This window comes from Pseudarthrobacter sp. KH_020_B, assembly GCF_057840185.1.
Genome location: NZ_CM174506.1, coordinates 1,815,824 through 1,840,832, shown reverse-complemented (window position 1 = coordinate 1,840,832; position 25,009 = coordinate 1,815,824). Strand labels below are relative to the sequence as shown.

General features: G+C 66.0%; 21 protein-coding genes. 6 read left to right on the top strand and 15 right to left on the bottom strand.

The window, feature by feature from the left end:
• Positions 1–6: 6 nt before the first annotated feature.
• From AC3IT0_RS08570 to AC3IT0_RS08540, 7 genes are all read right to left on the bottom strand, one after another.
• A complete protein-coding gene (locus AC3IT0_RS08570; protein WP_489323304.1) occupies positions 7–984 on the bottom strand; it encodes an aldo/keto reductase in 978 nt (325 codons plus the stop codon).
• 11 nt (positions 985–995) lie between these two features.
• A complete protein-coding gene (locus AC3IT0_RS08565) occupies positions 996–1,556 on the bottom strand; it encodes a hypothetical protein (protein ID WP_489323303.1) in 561 nt (186 codons plus the stop codon).
• Positions 1,553–2,170, bottom strand: a complete 618-nt coding sequence (locus tag AC3IT0_RS08560; RefSeq protein WP_489323302.1) for a DUF402 domain-containing protein — start codon at positions 2,168–2,170, stop codon at positions 1,553–1,555. The genes AC3IT0_RS08565 and AC3IT0_RS08560 overlap by 4 nt, the downstream gene beginning before the upstream one ends.
• On the bottom strand, positions 2,167–4,140 hold the full coding sequence (gene dxs, locus AC3IT0_RS08555; RefSeq protein WP_489323301.1) for a 1-deoxy-D-xylulose-5-phosphate synthase: 1,974 nt from the start codon (positions 4,138–4,140) through the stop codon (positions 2,167–2,169). Before dxs ends, AC3IT0_RS08560 begins: the two co-directional genes overlap by 4 nt.
• Before the next feature lie 127 nt (positions 4,141–4,267).
• Complete coding sequence (acnA, locus tag AC3IT0_RS08550) at positions 4,268–7,078, bottom strand: aconitate hydratase AcnA (RefSeq protein WP_489323300.1); 2,811 nt, start codon at positions 7,076–7,078, stop codon at positions 4,268–4,270.
• A gap of 152 nt (positions 7,079–7,230) precedes the next feature.
• Positions 7,231–8,646, bottom strand: a complete 1,416-nt coding sequence (locus AC3IT0_RS08545; protein ID WP_489323299.1) for a class I SAM-dependent RNA methyltransferase — start codon at positions 8,644–8,646, stop codon at positions 7,231–7,233.
• Positions 8,643–10,619 carry an APC family permease gene (locus tag AC3IT0_RS08540; RefSeq protein ID WP_489323298.1) on the bottom strand — a complete coding sequence of 659 codons (1,977 nt, stop codon included), beginning with the start codon at positions 10,617–10,619 and terminating at the stop codon, positions 8,643–8,645. Before AC3IT0_RS08540 ends, AC3IT0_RS08545 begins: the two co-directional genes overlap by 4 nt.
• 119 nt (positions 10,620–10,738) lie before the next feature.
• On the opposite strand from AC3IT0_RS08540, the gene AC3IT0_RS08535 reads away from it, so the two are divergent.
• Together AC3IT0_RS08535 and AC3IT0_RS08530 are read left to right on the top strand one after the other, a co-directional pair.
• Positions 10,739–11,410, top strand: a complete 672-nt coding sequence (locus AC3IT0_RS08535) for a potassium channel family protein (RefSeq protein WP_489323297.1) — start codon at positions 10,739–10,741, stop codon at positions 11,408–11,410.
• Positions 11,410–12,159, top strand: a complete 750-nt coding sequence (locus tag AC3IT0_RS08530) for a potassium channel family protein (protein WP_489323296.1) — start codon at positions 11,410–11,412, stop codon at positions 12,157–12,159. Before AC3IT0_RS08535 ends, AC3IT0_RS08530 begins: the two co-directional genes overlap by 1 nt.
• On the opposite strand, the gene AC3IT0_RS08525 is transcribed toward AC3IT0_RS08530, so the two are convergent.
• The 4 genes from AC3IT0_RS08525 to dut all read right to left on the bottom strand — a co-directional run bounded on the left by AC3IT0_RS08525 (position 12,126) and on the right by dut (position 14,615).
• The gene (locus AC3IT0_RS08525; RefSeq protein ID WP_489323295.1) at positions 12,126–12,878 is read right to left on the bottom strand and encodes a DUF3159 domain-containing protein; all 753 of its coding nucleotides are present in this window, start codon (positions 12,876–12,878) and stop codon (positions 12,126–12,128) included. The two genes, AC3IT0_RS08530 and AC3IT0_RS08525, sit on opposite strands and share 34 nt — an antisense overlap.
• Positions 12,875–13,237 carry a single stranded DNA-binding domain-containing protein gene (locus tag AC3IT0_RS08520; protein WP_489323294.1) on the bottom strand — a complete coding sequence of 121 codons (363 nt, stop codon included), beginning with the start codon at positions 13,235–13,237 and terminating at the stop codon, positions 12,875–12,877. Before AC3IT0_RS08520 ends, AC3IT0_RS08525 begins: the two co-directional genes overlap by 4 nt.
• On the bottom strand, positions 13,230–13,967 hold the full coding sequence (locus AC3IT0_RS08515) for a DUF3710 domain-containing protein (protein ID WP_489323293.1): 738 nt from the start codon (positions 13,965–13,967) through the stop codon (positions 13,230–13,232). The genes AC3IT0_RS08520 and AC3IT0_RS08515 overlap by 8 nt, the downstream gene beginning before the upstream one ends.
• 105 nt (positions 13,968–14,072) lie before the next feature.
• Complete coding sequence (gene dut, locus AC3IT0_RS08510) at positions 14,073–14,615, bottom strand: dUTP diphosphatase (protein WP_489323292.1); 543 nt, start codon at positions 14,613–14,615, stop codon at positions 14,073–14,075.
• Between the two features lie 115 nt (positions 14,616–14,730).
• Between dut and AC3IT0_RS08505 the strand changes: the two genes are divergently transcribed.
• Entirely contained in the window at positions 14,731–15,219 is a 489-nt protein-coding gene (locus AC3IT0_RS08505; RefSeq protein ID WP_489323291.1) for a DUF3093 domain-containing protein, read from the top strand.
• 10 nt (positions 15,220–15,229) lie between these two features.
• On the opposite strand, the gene AC3IT0_RS08500 is transcribed toward AC3IT0_RS08505, so the two are convergent.
• Positions 15,230–15,529 (bottom strand): DUF4193 domain-containing protein, encoded by a 300-nt coding sequence (locus AC3IT0_RS08500; protein ID WP_489323290.1) that lies wholly within the window; start codon positions 15,527–15,529, stop codon positions 15,230–15,232.
• Between the two features lie 184 nt (positions 15,530–15,713).
• Here AC3IT0_RS08500 and sepH point away from each other — a divergent pair, with 184 nt between their 5' ends.
• On the top strand, positions 15,714–17,096 hold the full coding sequence (sepH, locus tag AC3IT0_RS08495; RefSeq protein ID WP_489323289.1) for a septation protein SepH: 1,383 nt from the start codon (positions 15,714–15,716) through the stop codon (positions 17,094–17,096).
• A 4-nt stretch (positions 17,097–17,100) separates the two neighbouring features.
• Here the strand turns inward: sepH and AC3IT0_RS08490 are convergent, their stop codons facing one another.
• Genes AC3IT0_RS08490 through AC3IT0_RS08480 form a run of 3 tightly spaced genes read right to left on the bottom strand, consistent with a single transcriptional unit; the run spans position 17,101 to position 21,820 of the window.
• On the bottom strand, positions 17,101–18,345 hold the full coding sequence (locus AC3IT0_RS08490; RefSeq protein ID WP_489323288.1) for an alkaline phosphatase family protein: 1,245 nt from the start codon (positions 18,343–18,345) through the stop codon (positions 17,101–17,103).
• 1 nt (position 18,346) lies between these two features.
• A complete protein-coding gene (locus AC3IT0_RS08485; protein WP_489323287.1) occupies positions 18,347–19,093 on the bottom strand; it encodes a DUF5998 family protein in 747 nt (248 codons plus the stop codon).
• Between the two features lie 42 nt (positions 19,094–19,135).
• Positions 19,136–21,820, bottom strand: coding sequence for a bifunctional acetate--CoA ligase family protein/GNAT family N-acetyltransferase (locus AC3IT0_RS08480; RefSeq protein WP_489323286.1), 2,685 nt, complete (start codon positions 21,818–21,820; stop codon positions 19,136–19,138).
• A gap of 111 nt (positions 21,821–21,931) precedes the next feature.
• Here AC3IT0_RS08480 and AC3IT0_RS08475 point away from each other — a divergent pair, with 111 nt between their 5' ends.
• Together AC3IT0_RS08475 and AC3IT0_RS08470 are read left to right on the top strand one after the other, a co-directional pair.
• Positions 21,932–24,442 (top strand): DNA gyrase/topoisomerase IV subunit A, encoded by a 2,511-nt coding sequence (locus AC3IT0_RS08475; protein WP_489323285.1) that lies wholly within the window; start codon positions 21,932–21,934, stop codon positions 24,440–24,442.
• 9 nt (positions 24,443–24,451) lie between these two features.
• Entirely contained in the window at positions 24,452–24,970 is a 519-nt protein-coding gene (locus tag AC3IT0_RS08470) for a DinB family protein (protein ID WP_489323284.1), read from the top strand.
• Positions 24,971–25,009: the final 39 nt, after the last annotated feature.

Here is a 25,009-nt window from a genome sequence, read left to right as displayed (position 1 = left end):
GTGTCCTTAGAAGAGTGCGACTTTGGGGACCTTCGGGAAGATCGCGTCCAGTTCCGCGAGCTCCGCCGGCGACGGTACCCAGGCGGCAGCGGCCGCATTTTCGCGGATCTGCTCCGGCCTGGTGGCCCCGGCGATCACGCTGCTGACGGCAGGCTGGGCCGCGAGCCAGGAGAAGGCCACCTGGATCTCGGTCAGGTCGCGGTCGGCAGCGAAGGAACTGAAACGCTGCAGCTGGTCCCAGTCGGCATCGTGCACCATGTTGGTCCGCGTATGGCTCAGCCGCGAACCGGCCGGAGCCGAGCCCGGCGAATACTTGCCCGTCAGCAGGCCGTTGGCCAGCGGAAAGTACGGCAGGACACCCAGGCCATAGGCTTCCGCTGCGGGGGTGACCTCAAGTTCGGCCCGCCGGTCCAGGAGGTTGTAGTGGTTCTGAGTGGAGATAAAACGAGTGCCGCCGGCGGCCCGTGCCACAAATTCCGCCTCGGCAATCTGCCAGCCGGCACGGTTTGAGTGTCCGATGTAACGGACCTTGCCGCTGCTCACCAGGTCATCGAGGGCACCCAGCGTCTCCTCGATGGGAGTCAGGGGGTCCGGGGTGTGGAACTGGTAAAGGTCGATCCAGTCCGTGCCCAGCCGCCGCAGCGAGGCCTCCACCGCCCGGACAATGTAGCGCCGGGACCCCCGGGCCCCAAAGTCGTTGCCGTTGGCACCCCGGACATCCATGCCGAACTTCGTGGCTACCACCGCATCATCCCGCTTGCCGGCCAGGGCCTTGCCCAGCATCGTCTCGCTGAGTCCGGGCTCGCGCCCGTAGTTGTCCGCGACGTCGAACAGCGTCACCCCGGCGTCGAGTGCAGCATGGACGACGGCGTCAGTCCCGGCCTGCGATTCGGTCACCGTGTTGGCGCGGCCCAGGTTGTTGCAGCCGAGCCCCACCACGGAGACGGTCAGCCCGGAGTTTCCCAGGCGTCTGTAGTCAGGCATGGATTTCCCCTCTAGAGGCTGAAGGTGTTGGCAGGCTTCGCGGAGTGCTTGAGTTTGAAGTTGTCCGGTTCGCTGTAGGGGGCGGTGCCGATGCTCAGCTTGGTGAAGTCCAGGTCTTCGCCGCGGCTGCAGACCTTGATCGCGCTGACGGCTTTGTTCACGTCGGGGCAGAGGCAGACGATGTTCAGTTTGTAGTCGCTGAACTCCGATCGTTCCACGGTTCCCAGGCCACGCCAGGCCAGGTGGCTGATAAGGGCGTCCTTCGCCTTTTCCTCAAGGTAGCGGTCACGGTCGGTGCCCTCCTTGGTTTTGAGGGCGAACTGCGCCACCACCCAGAACTGGTCCTCGTCCGGGATTTCGGCGAAGCCGTCCTCTTCGCACTGCACGGCAAAGGCATCCATCAGGCCCTCCACCGCAGCGGCGTCAGCCACATCGGTCTCTTCGGTTTTGCTCTGGTGGCCAACTACGCCGTAGTTCATCACAAACTGGCTGTAGTCCTCGTCGAACCAGCCTTCACGGAAGCGCAGGATTCCCTCGTCGTCCCGTTTGTAGACCCTGATGATTCCGCTCATGACCGTCCCTTCGTGAACCATTCGATGTCTGTTCCGTCGAATGGTGCGTGCTGTGCCTTGACGGCCTGATAAAGCTCATCTGCGGCGGCCTGGATGTCATCCACCAGCCGGTCCGGGTAGTTCATGGCGATGCGGTGTTCGGCGAACTCGTCCTGGTCATCGATGAAGACGCCGCGGCCGGCCATGCGGATCACGTCCAGGTCCATGTCGATCACATGGAACTCGGTGACCGCCGGCCGGATGTTCGTCCACTCGTGGGAGACGGCGAGGTCAACGTAGACCCTGACGCCACTGGGGTGGGCGTCGTCGTAGAACGTGGCCACCCAGTCTCCGGACCGCGGCACCAGCAGCACGGCGTCGGATGCCGTGTAAAAGGCAGCGCCCGGGCGCGAACAGAATTCATTGGTCCCCTGGAAAATCCACCAGCCGTGCCGGTCTTCGCCGAGGTACCGTCCCGGGACCACCCAGTGGGCTTTTCCGTTCCATTTCCGGTTCCGGGCCACCACCAGCTGGCCTGGCTGCAGTCCCGCGGGGACGCGCGTGGTGCTGGTGTGCCGCGCCGGGCTTGGACTCCCGACGGCGGCCGGATACTTCAGTGCGTCTTCTTCCTTCACAGGATCGGCAGGCTGCCGGTGGTGGGGTGCTCCTGGCCCGGCAGGGGGCGCGCGAAGGGGACCTTGGTGCCCAAAACCTGGGCAACGACGTCGTGCGTGATCTGCTGGGCGGTCAGCCCCACACGTTCCATGACCTGGCTCCGGGTGCCGTGGTCCAGGAACTCCGCAGGGAGCCCCACCTCGTTCAGGGCGGTGTCCACGCCGGCGGCGCGCATTTCCTGCCGGATCCGCGATCCGACGCCGCCTGCCCTGACACCGTCCTCGATGCAGATGACCAGCCGGTGGTGGGAGGCCAGCGCAATGATGGAACGCCGCACGGGCAGCACCCAGCGCGGGTCCACCACGCTGGTGCTGATGCCTTGGGCGCCCAGGCGGTTGGACACGTCCAGGGCCAGTTCGGACATGGCTCCGACGCTGACGATGAGGACGTCGTTTTCGGTGGAGCCGGCCGGTCGGCGGGCCAGCACGTCAACACCGTCGCCCAGCCGTTCGATGGCCTCCACTTCAGCGCCCACGGTGCCCTTGGAAAAGCGCACCACGGTGGGTGCGTCATCGATGGCCACGGCTTCGCGGAGCTCTTCCCGCAGCCGGGAGGCGTCGCGCGGCGCGGCCAGGTGGAGTCCGGGGACGATCTGGACCATTGCCATGTCCCACATGCCATGATGGCTGGCCCCGTCCGGGCCGGTGACGCCGGCACGGTCCAGGACGATGGTGACGCCGGCTTTGTGCAATGCCACGTCCATGAGGAGCTGGTCGAAGGCACGGTTAAGGAAGGTGGCGTAGACGGCCACCACGGGGTGGAGCCCGCCGAAAGCCATGCCCGCGGCGGACGTCAGCGCATGCTGCTCGGCGATGCCGACGTCGATCACACGGTCCGGGTGCTTGGCCGCAAACTTGTGCAGGCCCACGGGAATGAGCATGGCCCCGGTGATGCCCACAATGTCGGGGCGTTCATCGGCGATCATCGCGATCTCGTCGGCAAAGACGGACGTCCAGGACCGTGCCCCGGAAACGCCGGTCGGTTCGCCGGTCTCCGGATCGATGATGCCGACGGCGTGGAACTGGTCCGCTTCATGGGCCCGGGCCGGGGCGTACCCGTGGCCCTTTTCGGTCATGGCGTGGACAATCACCGGGCCGGCGTAGTTCCTGGCCGTGGACAGGGCGTGCTCCATGGCCTGCAGGTTGTGGCCGTCAACCGGGCCGATGTACTTCATGCCGAGGTCTTCGAACATGCCCTGCGGCGCCCACCAGTCCTTGATGCCCTTTTTCATGGCGTGCAGGCTCTTGTAGGTGAACTGGCCGATGGGGCCGCCGTTCTGGAGCTTCTTCTTCCACCAGTCCAGCGTGCCCTCATAGGCAGGGGCGGCGCGGAACGAGTCGATGGTGGGGCGCAGTGAGGCAAGGTAGTCCGCGAAGCCGCCCACGGTGGGGGCATAGGAGCGGCCGTTGTCGTTGACCACGATCACCACGCGGCGGCGCTTGTCCGCTGCAATATTGTTGATGGCTTCCCAGGCCATGCCGCCGGTCAGTGCCCCGTCCCCGACGACGGCGACGGTGTAGCGCTCCGACTCGCCGGTGAGCTGCCTGGCGCGGGATATGCCGTCCGCCCAGGAAAGGGAGGAGGAAGCGTGGGAGCTTTCCACGATGTCATGCTCGGACTCGGCGCGGGACGGGTAGCCGGACATGCCGCCCTGCTGGCGCAAGGTCCTGAAGTCCTGGCGGCCGGTGAGGAGCTTGTGCACATAGGACTGGTGGCCCGTGTCGAACACAATGCTGTCCCGGGGTGAATCGAAGATGCGGTGTACGGCAAGGGTCAGTTCCACCACGCCGAGGTTGGGTCCGAGGTGTCCACCTGTCTGGGAGACGTTAGTGATCAGGAAACTCCTGACCTCAGCGGCCAGCTCTTCGAGCTGCCCTTGAGACAGCTGGTTCAGGTCCTGCGGATTCCGGATGGTGTCCAAGATTCCCAATGACCCCTCCTTCGGGTGGTAGACGTGCCTGTTAACTCTAACGCCTCGCGGAAATGCAAAGCCGAAGCCCCGGCTGGTCGGTGACCGGCCGGGGCTTCGAAGGGTACTGCGTGGGTTCAGGTTTCGGCTAGTTGGCGGAAATCTGGCGCAGGACGTACTGCAGGATGCCGCCGTTGCGGTAGTAGTCGGCTTCGCCCGGGGTATCGATGCGGAGTACTGCATCGAAGGACTTGGCGGAACCGTCTTCTGCGGTGGCCGTGACCTTGAGTGTCTTGGGCGTGGTGCCTTCGTTCAGGGCGGTGACGCCCTCAACCGAGAAGCTTTCCGTGCCGGTCAGGCCCAGGGTGGCTGCCGATTCGCCGGCGGGGTACTGCAGGGGCAGGACGCCCATGCCGATCAGGTTGGAACGGTGGATGCGCTCGTAGCTTTCGGCGACGACGGCCTTGACGCCCAGGAGCGCCGTGCCCTTCGCAGCCCAGTCACGCGAGGATCCGGAGCCGTATTCCTTGCCTGCCAGGACCACCAGCGGCGTGCTGGCTGCCTGGTAGTTCTGCGCGGCGTCGTAGACATATGCCTGCGGGCCGTCAGCCTGGGTGAAGTCGCGGGTGAAGCCACCTTCGACGCCGTCCAGCAGCTGGTTCTTGATGCGGATGTTCGCGAACGTGCCGCGGATCATGACTTCGTGGTTACCACGGCGTGAGCCGTAGGAGTTGAAGTCCTTGCGCTCCACACCGTTGGCCAGCAGGTACTGGCCGGCGGGGGTGTCCGACTTAAAGGAACCGGCCGGGGAGATGTGGTCGGTGGTGACCGAGTCGCCCAGCTTCAGCAGCACGCGTGCGCCGGTGATGTCCTGGACTGGCTCCGGCTGCGCCTTCATGCCGTCGAAGTACGGGGGCTTCCGGACGTAGGTGGAGTTCGGATCCCAGGCGAACGTGTCACCGGCAGGCGTGTCGAGCGCCTTCCAGCGTGCGTCGCCGTCGAAAACGCCCTCGTAGCCGCGGGCGAACATGTCCTTGTCGATCGAGGAATCGATGACCTGCTGGACCTCAACCGGGTTGGGCCAGATGTCCTTCAGGAAGACGTCGTTGCCGGCCTCGTCCTTGCCCAGGGAATCGGTGTCGAAGTCGAAGTCCATGGAACCGGCCAGGGCGTAGGCGATGACCAGCGGCGGGGAGGCCAGGTAGTTCATCTTCACGTCCGGGTTGATCCGGCCTTCGAAGTTGCGGTTACCGGAAAGCACCGCGGTGACGGAGAGGTCATTGGCCTGAACGGCCTCGGAGATTTCGGCGTCCAACGGGCCGGAGTTGCCGATGCACGTGGCGCAGCCGTAGCCCACAATGTAGAAGCCGAGCTTCTCCAGGTACGGGGTCAGGCCGGACTTCTCGTAGTAGTCAGTGACAACCTTGGAGCCGGGAGCAACAGAGGTCTTGACCCAGGGCTTGGACATCAGGCCCTTGTCCACGGCGTTGCGGGCCAGCAGGGCTGCGGCCAGCATCACGGAAGGGTTGGACGTGTTGGTGCAGGACGTGATCGAGGCGATGGAAACCGCTCCGTGGTCCAGTTCGAACTCGCGGCCGTCTTCAGTCTTGATGTGCACCGGGTTGGACGGACGCCCGTGGGCGCCGTTCGCTGCCGACTCTACGCGGGCCGTTTCAGTGGTGTGCGAGTCGGCGTGCGTGAACGACGGGGCGTCCGATGCGGGGAAGGACTCGTCCAGGGACTCGTCCACGCTGCCGTCTTCGATGGCCACGTAGTTGTGGATGTCCTTGCGGAACTGTTCCTTAGCATCGGTCAACTCAATGCGGTCCTGGGGACGCTTGGGGCCGGAGATGGAGGGAACAACCGTGGACAGGTCCAGCTCAAGGTACTCGGAGAACTTGATGTCGCGGGAAGCATCGTGCCAGAGGCCCTGCTCCTTGGCGTAGGACTCCACGAGGGCCACATTTTCGTCCGAGCGGCCGGTGAGGCGCAGGTAGTCCAATGTGACGTCGTCGATGGGGAACATTGCGGCGGTGGAGCCGAATTCCGGGCTCATGTTGCCGATGGTGGCGCGGTTGGCCAGCGGCACAGCCGCAACGCCTTCGCCGTAGAATTCCACGAACTTGCCCACCACGCCGTGCTTGCGCAGCTGCTCGGTGATGGTCAGCACCACGTCCGTGGCGGTGGCGCCGGCCGGGATGGACCCGGTCAGCTTGAAGCCCACAACACGCGGGATGAGCATGGAGACAGGCTGTCCCAGCATGGCCGCTTCGGCTTCGATGCCGCCAACGCCCCAGCCCAGGACACCCAGGCCGTTGACCATGGTGGTGTGCGAGTCGGTGCCAACGCAGGTGTCGGGGTATGCCCGGACGACGCCGTCGATCTCGCGGGTCATGACCGTGCGGGCCAGGTATTCGATGTTGACCTGGTGCACAATGCCGGTTCCCGGGGGAACAACCTTGAAGTCGTCGAATGCGGTCTGGCCCCAACGCAGGAACTGGTAACGCTCGCCGTTGCGCTGGTATTCGATCTCCATGTTGCGCTCCAGTGCGCCGGAGTTACCGAAAGCGTCGATCTGCACGGAGTGGTCAATGACCATTTCCGCCGGAGCCAGCGGGTTGACCCGCTTGGGGTCGCCGCCGAGTTCCTTGACCGCTTCACGCATTGTCGCCAGGTCCACCACGCAGGGGACGCCGGTGAAGTCCTGCATGATCACGCGGGCAGGCGTGAACTGGATTTCTGTATCGGGCTGGGCATTAGGATCCCAGCCAGCCAAGGCACGCACGTGATCGGCAGTGATGTTCGCGCCGTCCTCGGTCCTCAACAGGTTTTCAAGCAATACCTTGAGGCTGAACGGAAGGTTTTCTGCACCTTCAACGGAGTTCAACCGGAAAATTTCGTATTCGGTTCCGGCTACATTAAGTTTGCCTTTTGAACCGAAGCTGTCCACAGTGCTCATCGCAGGACTCCTCTCGCAACAGTTTCATCTTTGTCGCGCGGTAGACCGCTTTCTAGTTAGGCAGGCCTAATTAGTGCTGGCCACAAAAATTGCAGGAGGTCAGCCGTGAATACGGGGCGCGACGTGGGATTACTACCGCCATCCTAGTGGCATCACTGACCCGGCGTCAGCAACGCCACCGTCTCCAGGTGGTGGGTGTGCGGATAGAGATCGAAGGCCCGCAGCCCGGCCAGGGACCAGCCTGCCTGCTGGAAGTACCCCACGTCCCGGGCAAACGATGCCGGGTCACAGGACACGTAGGCGACCGCGCGGGGCCCGGCAGCGATCACCTGGCTGACCACAGGCTTCCCTGCGCCCGCCCGGGGCGGATCCAGCACGATGGCGTCGAATTTCCGCGGCTTTTGGCGGAGGACACGTTCCACCCGGCCGTGCTCGATCTCCACCTGCGGCGCGCCATGAAGGTTCTTGCGGGCGTCCCTGCTGGTTCCCGGCGCACCTTCCACCGAGAGAACGGACCCGGTCTCCCCCACCGCGTCCGCCAGCGGAGCCGTGAACAGCCCGGCGCCCGCGTAGAGGTCAGCCACCACCGAACCCGGCGCCAGGAATCCGCCATTGTGCAGGAATTCTGTGATGGCCCCCACAAGTGTCCCGGGCGCGTCGCGGTGGATCTGCCAGAAACCCGCGCCGGTAACCCTGTAGTCGTGGCCGGCTGCTGACTCCTGGACCCACGTCCGGCCCCGCAACTGCGCAACGTCCCCGGTCAGGGGGTCGAAGGTGGCCACGGAAACGTCGTCCGCAAGCTGGGCCGCGATGGCGCTGAGCCGCTTCGGTTTGGTGCCGGAGGCCGGCGCCAGCAGCACCAGCGGGCGTGAACCGTTCGACGGCGCCGCCACCTCCACGCGTTCGATGCCGGTCAGGTCCAGGTCCCACAAGCGCAGCCGGTTGATGCCCTCCGAGGCGAGCGGCATCTCCCGGACAGGAATGATGTGGTCGGAACGGTGCGCGTGCATGCCAAGTTTTCCGCCCGGCGTCACCGAGAAGCTGGCGCGGGTCCGCCACCCAAGGCCAGTGCCGGCGTCGTACGTTGACTCCGTCCCCTGGCCGGAATCCGCCCCGCCCGCGTCCACGGCCTCAACGAGGTTTCCGAAGCCCAGCCCGTCGGGCAGGTGTTCGACGGCGGCGAGCCGCTGAAGCTGTTCGGCCAGTACCGCCGACTTGAGCGCGCGCTGGCGGGCCAGGGAGATGTGCCCGAATTCGGCTCCGCCCACCGGCGGATGCCCGTGGGCCCAAGCGCGGACGGAGTCCGCCTGACGCCAGAAGTGCTCCACACGGTCCGGGGAGGCCTCCAGTACCTCGACAACATCCGCGCGCCAGAACTTGGCCGACTCCCCCGCGTCGGTGAGGCGGGCCCGTACTTTCTCGCCGGGGATGCCGTGCCGGACGAAGATCACCCTGCCCTCGTGGCGGGCCACGCAGTGGCCGCCGTGGGCCACCGGACCGACATCGAGCACCAGTTCGGTGGGGGCTGCCGTGGAAGCTGCGGAGGGGGTCTGGGTCTGGGGGTTCATCGGATATCCTGCATGTTTTTGGCTTCTTCGGACGATTTCAACTGCCACGGGACACTGGCCACCATCACGCCAGGTTCGAAGTGCAGCCGGGTTTTGATACGCAATGCTGTCTGGTTGTGAACAAGCTGTTCCCACCATTTGCCGACAACGTATTCGGGGATGTAGACCACGATCAGGTCGCGGGGGGAATCACGGCGCATGTTCTTGACGTATTCCATGATGGGCGTGATGGTTTCCCGGTAGGGGCTGGCGAGTACGGTGAGCGGCACCGGGATCTCCAGCTTTTCCCAGTCGGCAACCGTGTGCGCGGTTTCTTCTGCGTTAATGTCCACCGTGATGGCGTCCAGCCGCGACGGCCTCGAGGCCCGCGCGTAGGCCAGGGCGCGCAACACCGGCTTGCGCACGTGCGAGACCAGCAGGACGGCGTGAACGCGCGTGGGCAGGGCCCGGGGCGAGGAATCCTCATCCACGGCCAGTTCCTTGGCCACGTTGTCATAGTGTGCCCGGATGCTCCACATGATCAGGAACAGGACGAACATGGCCAGCAGCGCGATCCACGCGCCTTGCTGGAACTTGGTGATCAGCACGATCACCAGCACCAGGGACGTCATGCCGAACCCGATGGTGTTGATGGTGCGGGACTTCACCATCCGGCGTCGGGCGGTTTTGTCCTTGGCGAGCTTCAGGTGCCTCCCCCAATGCCGGATCATGCCCAGCTGGCTGAGGGTAAAGGAGATAAAGACGCCCACGATGTAGAGCTGGATCAGTTTGGTGACATCGCCGTTGAACGCGAGGATCAGGACCAACGCTCCGGCGGCCAGGGCAAGGACACCGTTGCTGAAGGCCAGGCGGTCTCCCCTGGTCCGCAGCTGGCGCGGCAGGTAGCCGTCCTGGGCGAGGATGGAGCCAAGTACCGGGAACCCGTTGAACGCGGTGTTCGAGGCGAACACCAGGATCACTCCGGTGGCGGCGACCACGATGAAGAACAGGATGGATCCCGGACCGAAGATGGTCTGGGCGATCTGGCTGATGGCCGGACTCTGGATGTAATCCTCCGGTAGCGGCAGGCCGTTGATCAGGAATTCGGTGGCCGGATCCAGCACAATGTGCACCTTCGTGGCGTTGGCCAGAAAGATGATGCCGGCCAGCATGGACGAGGCGATGACGCCGAGCAGCAACAGCGTAGTGGCCGCGTTTTTGCTCTTCGGTTTCCGGAAGTTTGGCACACCGTTGCTGATGGCCTCAATGCCGGTCAGCGCGGCGGCGCCGGATGAGAAGGCGCGCAGCAGGAGGAAGGCACCGGCCAGGCCCACCAGCCCTTCGTCGAAACCGGGGGCCGGCACAATCTCGAAGGCCGCCGACGGTGCTTCGCCCAGCTGGCCGGTGGCGGCCTGGAAGATGCCCACCGCTGTCATGCCGAGGATCGCCGCCATAAAAATATAGGTGGGGACGGCGAAAACACTGCCGGCTTCCTTGATGCCGCGGAGGTTGACGAGGGCAAGGATGACGACGCCGATGGTGGCGAACAGGGCCTGTTGCCCATGCAGGCCAGGCACCGCCGTGGTGAGGTAGGTGGCCGCCGAGGACATCGAGACGGCCACTGTCAGGACGTAGTCCACCAGGAGCGCCGAGGCCACCGTCAGCCCGGAAAACTTGCCGAGGTTTTCGTTGGCGATCTCGTAGTCTCCGCCGCCGGAAGGGTACGCGTGCACGTTCTGCCGGTAGGATGCCACCACCGTCAGGAGGACCACCATGACGGCCAGGCCCACCCACGGCGAAAAGGCCACCGCACTCACGCCGGCCAGGGCCAGGGTGAGCAGGATTTCATCGGGCGCGTAGGCCACCGAAGACAGTGCGTCGGAAGCGAAAACCGGAAGTGCTATGCGCTTAGGGAGCAAGGTATGGGCGAGCCTGTCATTCCTGAAGGGCCTGCCTACCAGCACGCGTTTCACGGCATTCAAAATTGTCAGCACTCCACAAAGCTAGTCTGATTCCCCGCCCATGTCATGACGGCGTCCGGGGCGGCTGCAACACGCGCGCTGCCGGTAGAGTTCTAGCAGCAGCAACAGGCTACGGAAGTTGAGGAGATACGGTGGCGCATTTCGTGATCATGGGATGTGGCCGGGTAGGGGCCACTCTGGCGCACACGCTTGAAGACGCCGGTCATTCCGTCGCCATCATCGACCAGGATGACCGTGCGTTCCGCCGGCTTCGGCAGGGCTTCACCGGCCGGAAAGTCACCGGTGTCGGCTTCGACCGGGACACGCTCCAGCAGGCCGGCGTGGCAGAGGCCTACGCCTTCGCGGCCGTTTCAAGCGGTGACAACTCCAACATCCTGGCCACCCGCGTGGCGCGCGAGACCTTCCACGTCCCCCACGTTGTGGCCAGGATCTACGACCCCGGCCGGGCAGAAATCTACCAACGGCTCGGCATCCCCACCGTGGCAGCCGTCCGGTGGAGCGCAGACCAGGTCTTGCGCCGTATCCTGCCCGAACAGCATCTCGCCGGCGATTTCCGCGAGCCTACCGGCCGGCTGGTCCTCGCCGAAGTGGACCTCGACGCCGGCTGGATCGGCCACCGCATCACCGAGGTCGAAAAAGCTGCCGACATCCGGGTGGCATACCTCACCAGGTTCGGCGAGGGAATGCTCCCCGAAACCGGGACTTCATACCAGGACGGCGACACAGTCCACGCCATGCTGCCGGTGGACCGCAGTTCCCAGGTCGCCCAGATTCTGGCCAAAGCACCCGCCAAGGAGTTGTAGTGAAAGTTGTCATCGTCGGCGCCGGCAGCGTCGGTTCATCGATCGCCAGGGAACTGCTGGCCCACAAGCACGAAATCCTGCTGATCGACCTTAAGCCTGAGGTCATCGGACGCAGCGGGCTGCGCGGCGCGCATTGGCTGGTGGGCGACGCCTGCGAGCTCAGCACCCTGCAGGGAGCGAAAGTGGAGGACGCCGACGTCGTTGTTTCAGCCACGGGCGACGACAAGGTGAACCTGGTGGTCTCGCTGCTGGCCAAGACCGAATTCGGTGTGGGCCGCACGGTGGGCCGGGTCAACAACCCCAAGAACGACTGGATGTTCAACGATTCCTGGGGCGTGGACGTTGCCGTCAACACCCCGCAGCTGATGACCGCACTCGTGGAGGAAGCTGTGGAGATCGGTGACCTGGTCCGGCTCCTGACGCTGCAGACCGGCGTGGCTTCGCTGGTGGAGTTCACGGTCCCGCACGATTCCCACGTCATCGGCCTGACAGTCGGCGACATCCAGTGGCCCGAGGACGCAACACTCGTGGCAATCCTCCGGGACCACGCACCCATCACTCCGAGCCGAGATGACGTGATCGATGGCGGGGACGAGTTGTTTTTCGTCACCACCATCGCGGCCGAGGACCGGTTGCGTGCGCTGCTGTCGCCCGAATCAGCAGAGGAGCCGGAGGAGCCCTCCCGCAAGCGCGAAGGCGTGCAGCCTGCCGAAGCTCAGGCGCCGGAGGACGACGGCTTCGACGGCTGATCCGACGGCGGGGTGTCGGCGTCCGCCGGTACCGGCCGCGTGACCAGCCAGGCGATCCAGACGCCCAGGATGTACAGCGGGGCCGCCATGATCAGGCGAGTGGTGGCGAGGGCGGCCAGCCCCTCCGCCCCCATCAGGTACAGGGGAACCTGGACCACCAGCCGCAGGACCAGGACCGCCACGATGATCCATGTGCCCAGGCGGTAGGCCTTGAGGCGGACAGGGTCCTTGCGCCAGTCAAGGCCTTCGTTGCGGATGAAGCCGAACAACAGGCCCGCCACCGGCCACTTGATCGCGATGGAGATCACCAGCGCCAGAATATAGGCGGTGTTTGTGAAGAAACCCGGAAGGTAGAAATCTTCCGCTTTTCCGGTGGTGTTGGCGAGCCAGGCAGAAATGCCCACTCCCACCACTCCGGCCAGAGCCTGGGTCAACGGGCGCCGCTGGACAAGACGGGCAACCGTAAAGGCTGCGGCCGACGCCAGCGCAGCAACCAGCGCCACGGTCAGGTCCCGGGTAATCGTGAACGTGATCAGGAAAACCAGACCGGGCACAATGCTCTCGGCGATGCCCTGGATTCCGCCGGCGCTCTTGAGGACATCGATCCGGCCGTCATGAGTGCGGTGCAGGCCTGCTTTGGCTGCGTAGCCCTCGGCAAGACCGTTTACGGCGGACGGCTCGGGCTGTTTGGCCGGCTCGGGCTGCTGGGGCGAGGTCATTCGTGCTCCTGGCGGGAAAGTATTTCGTAGCGTGGATTGAACATGGTGGGCAGGCCGTGGCTTTGGGACAGCATGCCCTCAAGGCGGACTTCGGTCCCGGCCTCGATGCCCGGCACCCTGCGCCGCCCCAGCCAGACCACGCGCAAGCGGCCGCCCGTTCCCTGGGCCGGCTTGGCGACGGACTGACGAATGTCGGGGTCCGAGACAATGGCGGTGAAGGCCGGGTTCTGGTCCGCGGGCATGTAGGTGACCGACTCGATGTGCCCGTGGCACACCACCCTCCCCCGTTCCGGCAGCCGGCTGACCGGCATCCCCTCGTCCGGGGAGGACTCCGGGGGACGTTGGCGGGAATCAGCCAATCTGGGTGGTTTCCGGACCACGCTCGGGGCCCTTGAGTTCGGGGCCATTGAATTCAGGGGCAGCAGGCGGCGGGGTGACACTGGCATCCTTGGGCAGCCGCAGCTGAAGCAGGTCCCGTGGCGGCATGGGACTGTCGCCCCGGATGACAACAATCTTGCGGAAAAGTGACTCCAAGGGTGCCGCAGCTTCGCGCTCCATAGCTGCCGCGCCGCCCAGGACGCCGCGCAGGAACCACCGCGGACCGTCGATGCCGATGAAGCGCGCCACCCGGTAGCCCTGGCTGCCGTCCTGTGCACCGGCGGGCAGTTTGGCGATGAGTTCGGTTCCGAAGCCACCCTGGATTTCTTCGACCTGTCCGCCCTGGCTTCCCACGGACTGACCGATCTGTTCGCGGATCTCGTCCCACAGCCCCTCGGTCTTGGGTGCTGCGAACGCCTGCAGCTGAAGGCTGGAGCCGTTCAGGTCCATGGTCACGGCGACAACGCGCTGGGTGGCTTCCTCAACTTCGAGCCGGAGCTGCAGGCCCTCGCTCGGGGCGATCAGCAGCGCGCCCAGGTCAACGTAGCCGTCGCGGCTGGAGACCTCGGAAACATCAAAGGGGCCCGTGACCCGCCGCCCGGTGTCCGCCGCGGCCTCGTCAGCGGAATCCGTTGATTCTGCTGTTGCCTGGGACCAATCCGGGTCGGCCGATTGGTCCTTCTTGGATTTCCTGCCGAGCCCAAAAACCATGGGGTTTGTCTCCTTAGTTGTGAAAGTGACTCGCCGGCCCGGTGGTCCCGTCGGAAGTCTTAACTGCCGCGGGCAACCACCGCTGGTTGCCGCCGTCGGCGGGTGTCAGGCGTTTGGCGAGGTGAAGCCGCCGGTGGATCCGAATCCGCCGGCTCCCCGCACCGATTCGCCCAATTCGTTGACGGGGACAAACTGCGCGTACTCCACCCGCTGGATCACCATCTGTGCAATTCTATCGCCGCGCCGCAGCTCGATGACGTTCCTGGAATCGGTATTGAGGAGGGTCACGGAAATTTCCCCGCGATAACCCGCATCCACGGTGCCGGGCGCATTGACGATAGTCAGCCCGTGCTTCGTGGCCAGGCCGGAGCGCGGATGGATCAGGGCTACAAAGCCGTCCGGCAGCCCGATGGAAACACCGGTAGCCACCAGCTTCCGCTCCCCCGGCGCAAGGACCACATCGTCCCGGGCCCGCAGGTCAGCCCCAGCATCGCCAGGGTGGGCATACGACGGTGCCTCCAGCCCGGCGTCGAGCATTTTCAGCTGCACCTGCAGCGTCGGGGCCCTGTAGGCTGCGGCGGTATCCGGTGCAGAGCCGGCCAGCTCATTGTCAGGAACGGTTTCAACAGTGGCAAGTTCGTCAGTCACAGTCACTCACTCTAACGCCCAGCCGCGGTTCCGTCCTAGCTTCAACGGGACACCGCAGGCCAAGGCAGGATGGGCCCAAGATGAAATAGCCAGCCAAAGGTGGAAAGCTGGTGGCATGCCCGAATCCAGCTCCACCGCGCCCGTCCCTGACGCCCCCTCCGCCGGCACCCCGGCAGTTTTCCGGGAGAGGCTGTGGCCGAACGTGTGGATCTGGGTCATCGCGGCGGGGATCTCCGGTGCCGGCATCCTCGTTTTCGCCCCAATCAGCATGGGGGCGGGCTATACGGCCGCCGGCGTCCTGTTCACGATCATGGCTGTCCTGCTGGTGCTGTCCACTCCAACCATCATGGTCACCGGTGACGCTTTGACGGTAGGGCGCGCCACCATAGAGCGCCGCTTCGTCGGCGAAGTTGCGGCGTTCCGCGGCAAGGACGCCACGGCCCAGCGGGGTCCGCGGCTCAACGGCCTCGCGTACCTGTGCATCCGTGGCTGGATCGACCCGGTGGTGCGGATCGAAATCACCGACCCGTCGGACCGGACCCCCTATTGGCTGACCTCGTCCAGGCGGCCTGAGGAACTCACTGCCGCGCTGTCGCGGAAATAGCCACCCCGGATCAGCCCTCGCACTCCTTGCAGTAGAAGCGGCCGTCTTTTTCCCGCGCAATCTGCGAACGGTGCCGGACCAGGAAGCACGAGGAACACGTAAACTCGTCCGCCTGTGGAGGCACCACCAGAACCAGCAGTTCCTCGCCGGACAGGTCCGCCCCGGGAAGCTCGTAGCCTGCGGCGAGATCGCTTTCGTCAACATCAACGGCGGCCGTCGGGTTATCTGATCGCCGGGTTTTCAGATCCTCCAGCGAATCCTCGGTGAGGTCTTCTTCGGATTTTCGTGGCGCATCGTAGTCGGTGGCCATCTCGGCTTAACTCCGTTCCTTTCCTGTCAGCGGGTGACACCCTTGATAACGCCGGACACATCCTGTTTGTGCCCCGGTGTCCGAAAGTGCCGGAATATCGCGGCGCGCCCTCGCTCCTAACCCAAAAGCGTGCCGGTGGGTGGCAGAGTTTCGATTGATAGTAATGCCAGGGTGGAGGATTTGTATGCAGGATCTACGGCTTGTAGGCGTACACGACGACGGGGAGCATCTCCTGTTGAGCGGTGCCGGCGGCGAGATGTTCCAGCTGCCGATCGATGAAGCACTGCGGGCGGCCAGCCGGTCTTCGGCGAAGAGCGCTGCTGCGGCTGCGCCCATTGCCATGTCTCCGAGGGACATCCAGTCACGGATCCGCAGCGGTGCCACCGCTGCGGACGTGGCTGAGCTTTCCGGGCTTCCCCTCGCAAAAGTCGAGCGGTATGAGGGCCCTGTCCTTGCCGAGCGGGAGTATGTAGCGCAACAGGCGCGGAAGGTGGAAGTGGCTTCGCCCTCCCCCGGCCATGACGCGTACCGCTCCATTTTTGGCGACAACCCGGCTTCCCTCAACGACATGGTCAACCACCGGCTCTCAGCTCACGGGGTTGAACCTTCCACCGTGGAATGGGATTCGTGGCGGCGCCAGGATGGCAACTGGACCGTAGTGGCCCGCTTTGAAACCAAGAAGGACGGCACCTCCGGCATCGGCGAAGAGCCGCCTGCGCAGTGGACTTTCAGTCCGGTCCGTAAGTCGCTGCAGAACGCCAACCGCTGGGCCCAGCAGCTCAGCGAGCTGGAGCCGCTGGACGGTCCCGTCCCGGCCCGCCGCCTCACTGCCGTCTCGGACCGGCCGTTTGACTTTGAAACCGACGCCGAAGCTGCGGCGGCCGCCCGCAATTTGACGGGTCCGCAGGCTGTCCCCCAGGCCAGGGAATCCGACGGTCTCCTCGACATGCTTCGTTCACGCCGCGGCCAGCGCCTCGGCGTCGATGAGGACGCGGACGACGCCCTGGCACTGTTGCTGACCCACGGCGTGCCCGCCGCCCATCCGCGTCCCTCCGAGGTGATCCCGGAGCGGGACTCCCCGGAACAGCGGTACCGCGACGAGCCGGAAGCCCCGGAGGCAGCCCCCGACGAGTCCGCGCCGGACGACGCCGCGCCTGCCGCCGCAGCCGATCCCCTCACCCGCAAGCGTGACGCACGGCCGTCAATGTTGTCCCGCCTGAGCCTCATCCCGCCGCACCGGGACTCAGAGGATGATGACGTCCTGAAACTGCACGACGGCGTCAGCACTGACACTAGGGAAATCACCATCGTGGCGTCGCCGCTTCGCCCCGCCGGACAGGGTGCCCCCGGAGAGTCAGGGCCGGGACGTCCCGGGCCGAACGTGGGCCTGGACGAACTGCTGGGCGGAAGCCCGCGCCGGGCAGCCTACGCGGCCGGCACCGAAGACGCAGGATCCGGCCAGCACCACGACCACGACGCGGACCAGCCTGAACGGCAGCCCGCAAAACCGAAGCGGTCCACGGTTCCCAGCTGGGACGAGATCGTCTTCGGGACCAAGCGGGACTGACGCCTCAGCGACGGCGTGTCCTGCCTTCGGCCGTAAAGCACAGCAGCGGTACTTCGCGTTCCGCTTTGGTCAGCGAGCCGTGCTGGCCTACCACCTCCATGGCGGCGGGGCGCCCGCGGCGCGTGTCGTAGAGGGCCAGGGCGTCGCGTGCGGCAATCATGATGTCGCCAATCCGGGGCCCGACGGCGGGGCGCAGCGTCCCGAACAGTCCGGCGGCGATGGCATCCTCCCGGGTAAAGGCCCAGATCCTGTCGCCGAAACGGGCACGCCACGCACCCAACAAGCGGTCCCGGCCCGAGGCATCTGCCGGATCCTCGAGGTAGAGGTGGACCATCCGGGGCTCCCCGGCCGTATGCCGCACGGCGTCAACAAGCGACGCGTCCGCGGCGAAGTCGATCCTCTGCTGCTCCGGGACGTCGAGCATCCCGTGGTCCGCGGTGAGGAGCACGGTGGTCCCGGCCGGGAGCGACGCGTTGAGCCGTTTGACGGTTGCGTCGAGCTCTTCGAGCTGGTGTTCCCACTCTTCAGACTGGCAGCCGTGCCGGTGGCCGGCCTTGTCCAGTTCGTTGACGTAGAAGTACATCAGGGACCGTCCGGCGGTGTCCATGGCTTCGGCGGCGGCTTCCGTGCGGGCGTGGGACGTCACGGCTGAGACGAAATTCCCGCCGCGGAGGGCCGCCTGGGTCATGGGTGAGGTGCCGAACTGCGGCAGGCTGACCGTGGTCACGTTAACTGATTCGGCGGCGCGTTCGAAGACGGTAGGGAACGGCTGCCACTCAGCGGGGTCCACCTTGGCATCCCAGTTGCCGAGCATGTTGACTACTTTGTCCTGGTCCGGGTCCAGGACGTCATAGCCCACCATTCCGTGCTGGCCGGGCGGGAGGCCGGTGCCGAAGCTGGCCAGGGCTGCGGCCGTGGTTGAGGGGAACGTGGAATCCAGCCAGACGGGGACGTCCCCCTGGCCGGACTGCATCACGGAGCGCAGGAAGGGTGTGTGGGCAGACTTTTGTTTCAGCAGGTTCCGGCCCAGGCCGTCGGCCAGGACCACGCAGACGCGCGACGCCGGCGGAAGGCCGAGGGAGTTCGTGAAACCCTCCACCCCGAGGCTGGCAGCCGCGCTGGTGAGGACGTCCGCGACGGACCGCCGCCCAAAGGCGGGCGCGGGCGGCGTCCTCAGCTGCCGGGCGGCCACTCGGGAACCCCCTGGGGAAGCGGCTGAGGAGACTGATGCTTTTTCGTGCTCCGGCATCTCAGCGCTGCTGGTGCCCGCGGCTGAGCCTGTTTCCGAACACACCCGTCCGCGGCCGGGGCTGGAGTGTCTGGCCGTTGTGCGGCACGGGAGTCGTGGAGCCGGTGTTCACTGCCCGCAGGGCACGGGCGAAGAGTTTGGCGTCCTGGACGGCCTGCGGACCGTCGGCTTCGGCGCTGATCCGCAGGACGATGTCCTCCTGGGCAATGGTGCCGCTGTAGCCGTGGTCTGCCTCGCATTGCGGGTCTCCGCAGCTCGCGGGCCCCATGTCCAGCCGTTGGCCGCCGGACCAGGCAATGGCGAGGGTGACTTCCCGGACCGGGTCCGAGGGCTTGTAGTCCTGCGGCTGGGAGTACATGTAGCTCAGGACCACGGAGCGGATCTGCGCGACTGGCACGGATTCGGTGGAAACCTGGGCGACGATCTGTTCGCCGGCGTCATCGAGCTGCTGGTCGTCCACGTGGGTGATGACCAGCATGTCCGAGGTCAGGACCAGCACGGTGATGTGGCGGCGGACTTCGGCCCGGTCGAAGTGGGTTTCCAGGTGCACCAGGTGGGCCAGGCACTCGCGGCCGTCCAGGGCGTCATCAACGACGTCGGTCACCAGGGGCGGGTAGAAGCCCGCCTTCTGGAGCGCGCCGTCCAGGCTCTGGGCCTGCGGTGTGTGGCTGTTAGAGCTGTGGGGGCGGGTTGCCTGGTTGTCAGTGCCGGGCGTGGATGGCGTCGACTTGAAAGGCTGTGAGCTCATTACCCCATTTTCACAGATCGGCCGGGGACTTGCTAACCGCGGTCAGCCCAGCATGGCCCGGCGGGCGCTGTCCGTGCGCTGGGCCGCGTTGCCGATCCGGATATCCGCGGCCAGGATGGACACCCCCTGGGTTCCGCAGAGGACAGGGTTGAACTCCACCAGGGCTATTTCCGGATGGTTGTCCTTCATCCAGGCCAGCCGGCCGGCGAGTTCCTCGAGCGCGTCGATATCGACGGCAGGAAGGCCCTGGTAGCCGAAGAGCTTGCGCGCCGCCCGGGGTCCACGGATGAAGTCCTTCACGTCGGCGGCGGACAGCGGAGGCACGCGGTGCGCCCAGTCATCGAGCAGGTTGACCGCGTCCCCGGCCAGCCCGAAGGAGACCACAGGGCCCAGCAGCGGATCCTCAATGGCCCGGAACGTGCACGCCTGGCCCACCGGGGCCATGGACTGCACCTCCAGGGCCGGCGAACCGTAGGGCGCCAGCGAGCGCCGCATCTGCACGATGTTGCGGCGGAGCGACTCCGGGTCCTCGATGTCGAGCCGGACTCCGCCCAGGTCCAGGCGGTGGCGAAGTGCGGGGTCTGTCGTTTTCAGCGCCACCGGCCAGCCCAGCCTGGCGGCGGCGGCAACTGCCTCGTCTTCTGAGTCGAAACCTGCGGACGGCAGCACCGCAATGCCGTAGTGGGCCAGCAGCTGGGCCGCGGACGCCGGATCGAGGGTCTTGAGTTGCTCCCCGTGGACATCGTGGAGCACCTGATCGAGCAGGATCCGTGCGCCTTCCGGGTTGCAGCCTTCGGGTTGGACAAAGTGGCCGGGGTCCCGTGCCACCCACTCCGCGTAGCGCACCACGGCGGCGAGGGCCGCCACAGCCGCACCGGCGTTCGAGAAGCACGGCACTGTCCGTCCCGCACCTCCCACCATGCCCTCCACGTAGATGGAGGGGTCAAGGATGCCGGTGAAGGCAGCGACTACCGGTTTTCCGGCGGCGGCCGAGCATTCGGCCAGGACCTCGGCGATATGGTCCACCGTCAGGCCACGCACCGGCAGCAGCGCGGCCACCACGGCGTGGACGGCGTCCGAGGCGAGTGTGTCCTGGAGGCTGCGGCGGAGGGCCGGCAGCGCCAGGGACATCCCGGCGTCGAGATCCACGTCCGTGGTGATGCCATCCACGCTCAGGCCGTGTGCCTCGGCGCTGTCCGCCACCACTTTCCCCAGCGCCAGGGAATTGCTGAAGATGGCGAGCCCTGGCCCCGCCGGGAGCCGCTGGCCGGACACTATCTGGGTGATGTCCATCAGCTGCTCGATGGTCTCCACTCGGATGACGCCGGCCTGGCGCATCATGGCGTCCAGCGCGCCGGCGGGTGCCTGGGTAGTCCTGACGGCGTGGCCGGGCGGCAGCCGCAGGCCCATGGTTTCAGATTTGGCCACCACCACGGGCTTGGTGCGGGCGAGCCGCCGGGCGATCCGGGAGAATTTTCGGGGGTTCCCGATCGACTCCAGGTAGAGGCCCACCGCGGTTGTGTCGGCGTCGTCCTCCCAGAACTGCATCATGTCGTTGCCGGAGACGTCCGCACGATTGCCCGCCGACAGGAACGTGGACAGGCCCAGCCTGCGGCGGTGTGACGCCGCGTAGAGGGAAACACCGATGGCCGCCGACTGGCTGAACAGGCCCAGGCCCCCGCGACGCGGCAGGGTGGGTGCCATGGAGGCGTTCAGCATCACGCCGGGATGCGTGTTCACGATCCCCAGGGACGCGGGCCCGATCACCCGCATGCCGTTGGCCCTGGCCTTGCGGACCAGGTTGCGCTGGCGGGCGAGGCCGCGTTCGCCGTCGTCCGCGAAGCCTGCGGAGGCAATTACCAGCCCTTTGACCCCGGCCGCGGCGCACTGGTCAACCACGGTGGCGACCTCTTCGTAGGGGACGGCGACCACGGCCAGCCCCACCGGCTCCGGGACCTCGGCAATCCGGCCGAAGGACATCATTCCGGCGAGCTCCAGCGCCTCCGGGTTAATGGCGTAGACCTGCCCGGCGAAACCGCCTTCGATGATGTGTTCCAGCAGCTGGTACCCCACAGTCCCCCACTTGCGGCTCGCACCGATGACGGCAATGGACGACGGCGCCAGCAGGTCCCGGACGCTTCTCGCCTCGGCGCGGTGCTCCCGTGATTCCATCACCGCCCGGGACTTTTCGGTGGGGTCGATGTTGAACTCCAGGCTGACCACACCGTCGTCGAAGTGGCGTTTGACGTCGTAGCCGGCATCGGCGAACACCATCAGCATTTTGCGGTTTTCCGGCAGCACTTCGGCGCTGAAGCGGCGGATCCCGTTTTCGTGGGCCGCCGCGGCAAGGTGTTCGAGCAGGATTGAACCGATGCCCCTGCCCTGGTGGGCGTCGGCGATATTGAACGCAACTTCGGCCTCGAGGGGGTCATCCAGCCTGTCGTAGCGGCCGATCCCCAGGATTTCGCCGCCGAAGGTGATCACCAGCGCAACCCGGTCCTGGTAGTCCACTTCGGTGAAGCGTTTGAGCTCCTTGCTGGACAGCCGTGCCTTGAACGCGAAGAAGCGCATGTAGATTGAGTTCTGCGACTGCCCGGCATGGAAAGCCTGGACCGCGTCCGCATCGCTGGGGTGGATGGGCCTCAGATGGGCTGTTCCGCCGTCACGGAGCACGACATCGGCTTCCCAATGTTCCGGATATTCGCCGTCCCCGGGCTGATCCACCATAGGCTTAGCCTAACCACAAACTGGCGGCGCAGGCCGTGTGCCCGGAGTTATCCTCCACACCTGCGCCCAGACCACAGCACCACGAGTAACCCAGAAGGATCCACCAGCCCCATGGCCCGCCGCCAAAGCCCAGCCCCTGCCGGGGACGCACCCCAGGATTTCGTCGAGAACATCGTGGACATCGATGTCACGTCCGAGATGGAAGGCTCCTTCCTGGAGTATGCGTATTCGGTGATCTACTCCAGGGCCCTGCCTGACGCCCGGGACGGGCTCAAGCCGGTCCAGCGCCGGATCCTGTACATGATGTCCGAGATGGGCCTGCGCCCGGACCGCGGCCACGTCAAGAGCGCCCGTGTGGTGGGCGAGGTCATGGGCAAGCTCCACCCGCACGGCGATACTGCCATCTATGACGCCATGGTCCGGATGGCCCAGGACTTCTCGCTGCGCCTGCCGCTGATTGACGGCCACGGCAACTTCGGCTCGCTCGACGACGGCCCGGCGGCACCCCGGTACACGGAGGCCAGGCTCGCGGCGGCGGCCCTGACGCTGACGGACCACCTCGACGAAGACGTGGTGGACTTTGTCCCCAACTACGACAACCAGCTGACCCAGCCCGATGTCCTCCCGGCCGCGTTCCCCAACCTGCTGGTCAACGGCGCCACGGGCATCGCCGTCGGCATGGCCACCAACATGGCCCCGCATAACCTGGTGGAGGTCATCTCCGCCGCCCGGCACCTGATCGCCCACCCGGATGCGACCCTCGAAGACCTCATGCGCTTTGTGCCCGGGCCGGACCTGCCAACGGGCGGGCGGATCGTGGGCCTGGACGGTATCCGGGACGCCTACGCCACCGGACGCGGTTCCTTCAAGACGCGGGCGAAGGTTGAGATCGAGCAGCTCTCGGCCCGGCGCACCGGCCTGGTGGTCACCGAGCTGCCGTACATGGTGGGCCCCGAGAAGGTGATCGAGAAGATCAAGGATGCGGTCAACAGCAAAAAACTGACCGGGATCAGTGACATCGTTGACCTGACGGACCGCCAGCATGGCCTGCGCCTCGTCATTGAGCTGAAGAACGGTTTCAACCCGAACGCCGTGCTCCAGCAGCTGTACCGTTTCTCGCCGATGGAGGATTCCTTCGGCATCAACAACGTGACCCTGGTGGACGGCCAGCCGCAGACCCTCGGCCTGGTGAAGCTGCTCTCCGTGTACGTGGAGCACCGGATCGATGTGGTGCGCCGGCGGACGTCGTTCCGGCTGGGCAAGAAGAAGGACCGCCTGCACCTGGTGGAGGGCCTCCTGATCGCCATCATGGACATCGATGAGGTCATCCAGATCATCCGTTCCTCGGATGAAGTGGCGGCGGCCCGGGTCCGTTTGATGTCCATCTACGATCTTTCCGAGATCCAGGCCAACTACATCCTGGAACTGCGGCTGCGCCAGCTGACCAAGTACTCCCGCATCGAGCTGGAAAAGGAGCAGGAGGAACTGCGCCGCGAGATCGCGGAGCTGGAAGCAATCCTCGGCTCCGAGGAGCGGCTGCGTGGCCTTGTATCCTCTGAGCTCGGCGAAATAGCCGAGAAATACGGCACACCACGGCGGACTGTCCTGCTCGAATCCGAGGCCGTCTCCCCCACCGTGGCGGCAGCCCTGGCGGCTACCCCAAACGGCAAAGGCAAAGCCGCGCCGCTCGCCCTGGAGATCGCGGACGATCCCTGCTGGGCCATCCTGACAGCGTCGGGCCAGATCGCACGCACGTCCAACCAGGAGCCCCTCGCCGAGTCCGGGCCGCGGGCCAGGCACGACGTTTTCCGTTCGGTGGTCAAGACCTCGGCGCGTGGGGAAATAGCCTCGGTCACCTCCCAGGGGCGGATGCTGCGGCTCCAGGTCATGGACATGCCGGTGCTGCCGCCGATGTCCGGCCTGCCCAACCTCTCCGGCGGTGTCCCGGCCAAGGACTTCATCACGCTGCTGAAGGGTGAAACGCTGGTGGCGTTCGCCCCGCTGGATGAAGTCCTTGCCATCGGCACCGTCCAGGGTGTGGTCAAGCGGGTCCAGCCCGATTACCCCCTGAACCGCGAGGACTGGGAAGTCATTGCGCTCAAGGACAAGGACGAGGTGGTGGGTGTGGCGCCGGCCCAGTCTGAGGAGACCGATCTGGTGTTCCTCACCCGTGAGGCGCAGTTACTCCGCTTCGGTGCCGCCAACGTCCGGGCCCAGGGCAGGACGGCCGGCGGCATGGTGGGCATCAAGCTCGGCGCCGGGGACCAGGTGCTGTTCTTCGGGGCGGTTACCGCCGCCGACGACGCCGCCGTCGTGGTTACCATTGCCGGCACCAACGCAGCCCTGCCGGGCACCGCGCCGGGGGCCGCGAAGGTGACGGCCTTCGCCGAATACCCTGCCAAGGGCCGTGCAACAGCCGGCGTCCGCGCTCACCGGTTCCTCAAGGGCGAAGACACGCTGCTGCTGGCGTGGGCCGGGCATGGACCTGCGAAGGCCTCATCTCTGGCCGGCATTGCCAGGTCGCTGCCGCAGGAGCACGGCCGGCGGGACGGCTCGGGGATTCCGCTGTCCCAGGCAGTGGACGCGGTGGGTCCGGCCATGGCCTGGAGCGATCCGTCCTAGACTGCTGCCATGCCTATCATTCCTGATGAAAAGGACTGGACTTGGGTCCTGTCCCGGCCTTGCCCCGAGTGCTCCTTCGACGCGTCCACCGTCACACCCGCCACGGTGCCTGGCACCGTGGAGAACATGCTGCCGCGCTGGCGGGCCGTCCTCCGCCGGCCTGAGGTTGCCGAACGCCCGGATGACAGGACGTGGTCGGCACTGGAATACGCCTGCCACGTCCGTGACGTCTTTGCGCTGTTCGACCAGCGGCTGAACCTTATGCTCGAGGCCGACGGCGCCCAATTTGAGAACTGGGACCAGGACCGCACTGCCGTCGAAAAGGACTACGCCAACGCCGATCCCGCCGTGGTCAGCGCCGAACTGACGGCCGAGGGCAAGCAGGTCGCCGAGTCCTTCGCCGGCGTCCGGGAGGCAGAGTGGGGGCGGCGGGGCCTGCGCAGCAACGGCTCCGAATTCACGGTCCTGACGCTGGCGCAGTACTTCCTGCACGACGTCGTCCATCACCTCCACGATGTGGACGGCTGAGGAGTAGGCGGCTGAGCCACGGAGGGCTGGGCAGCGCAC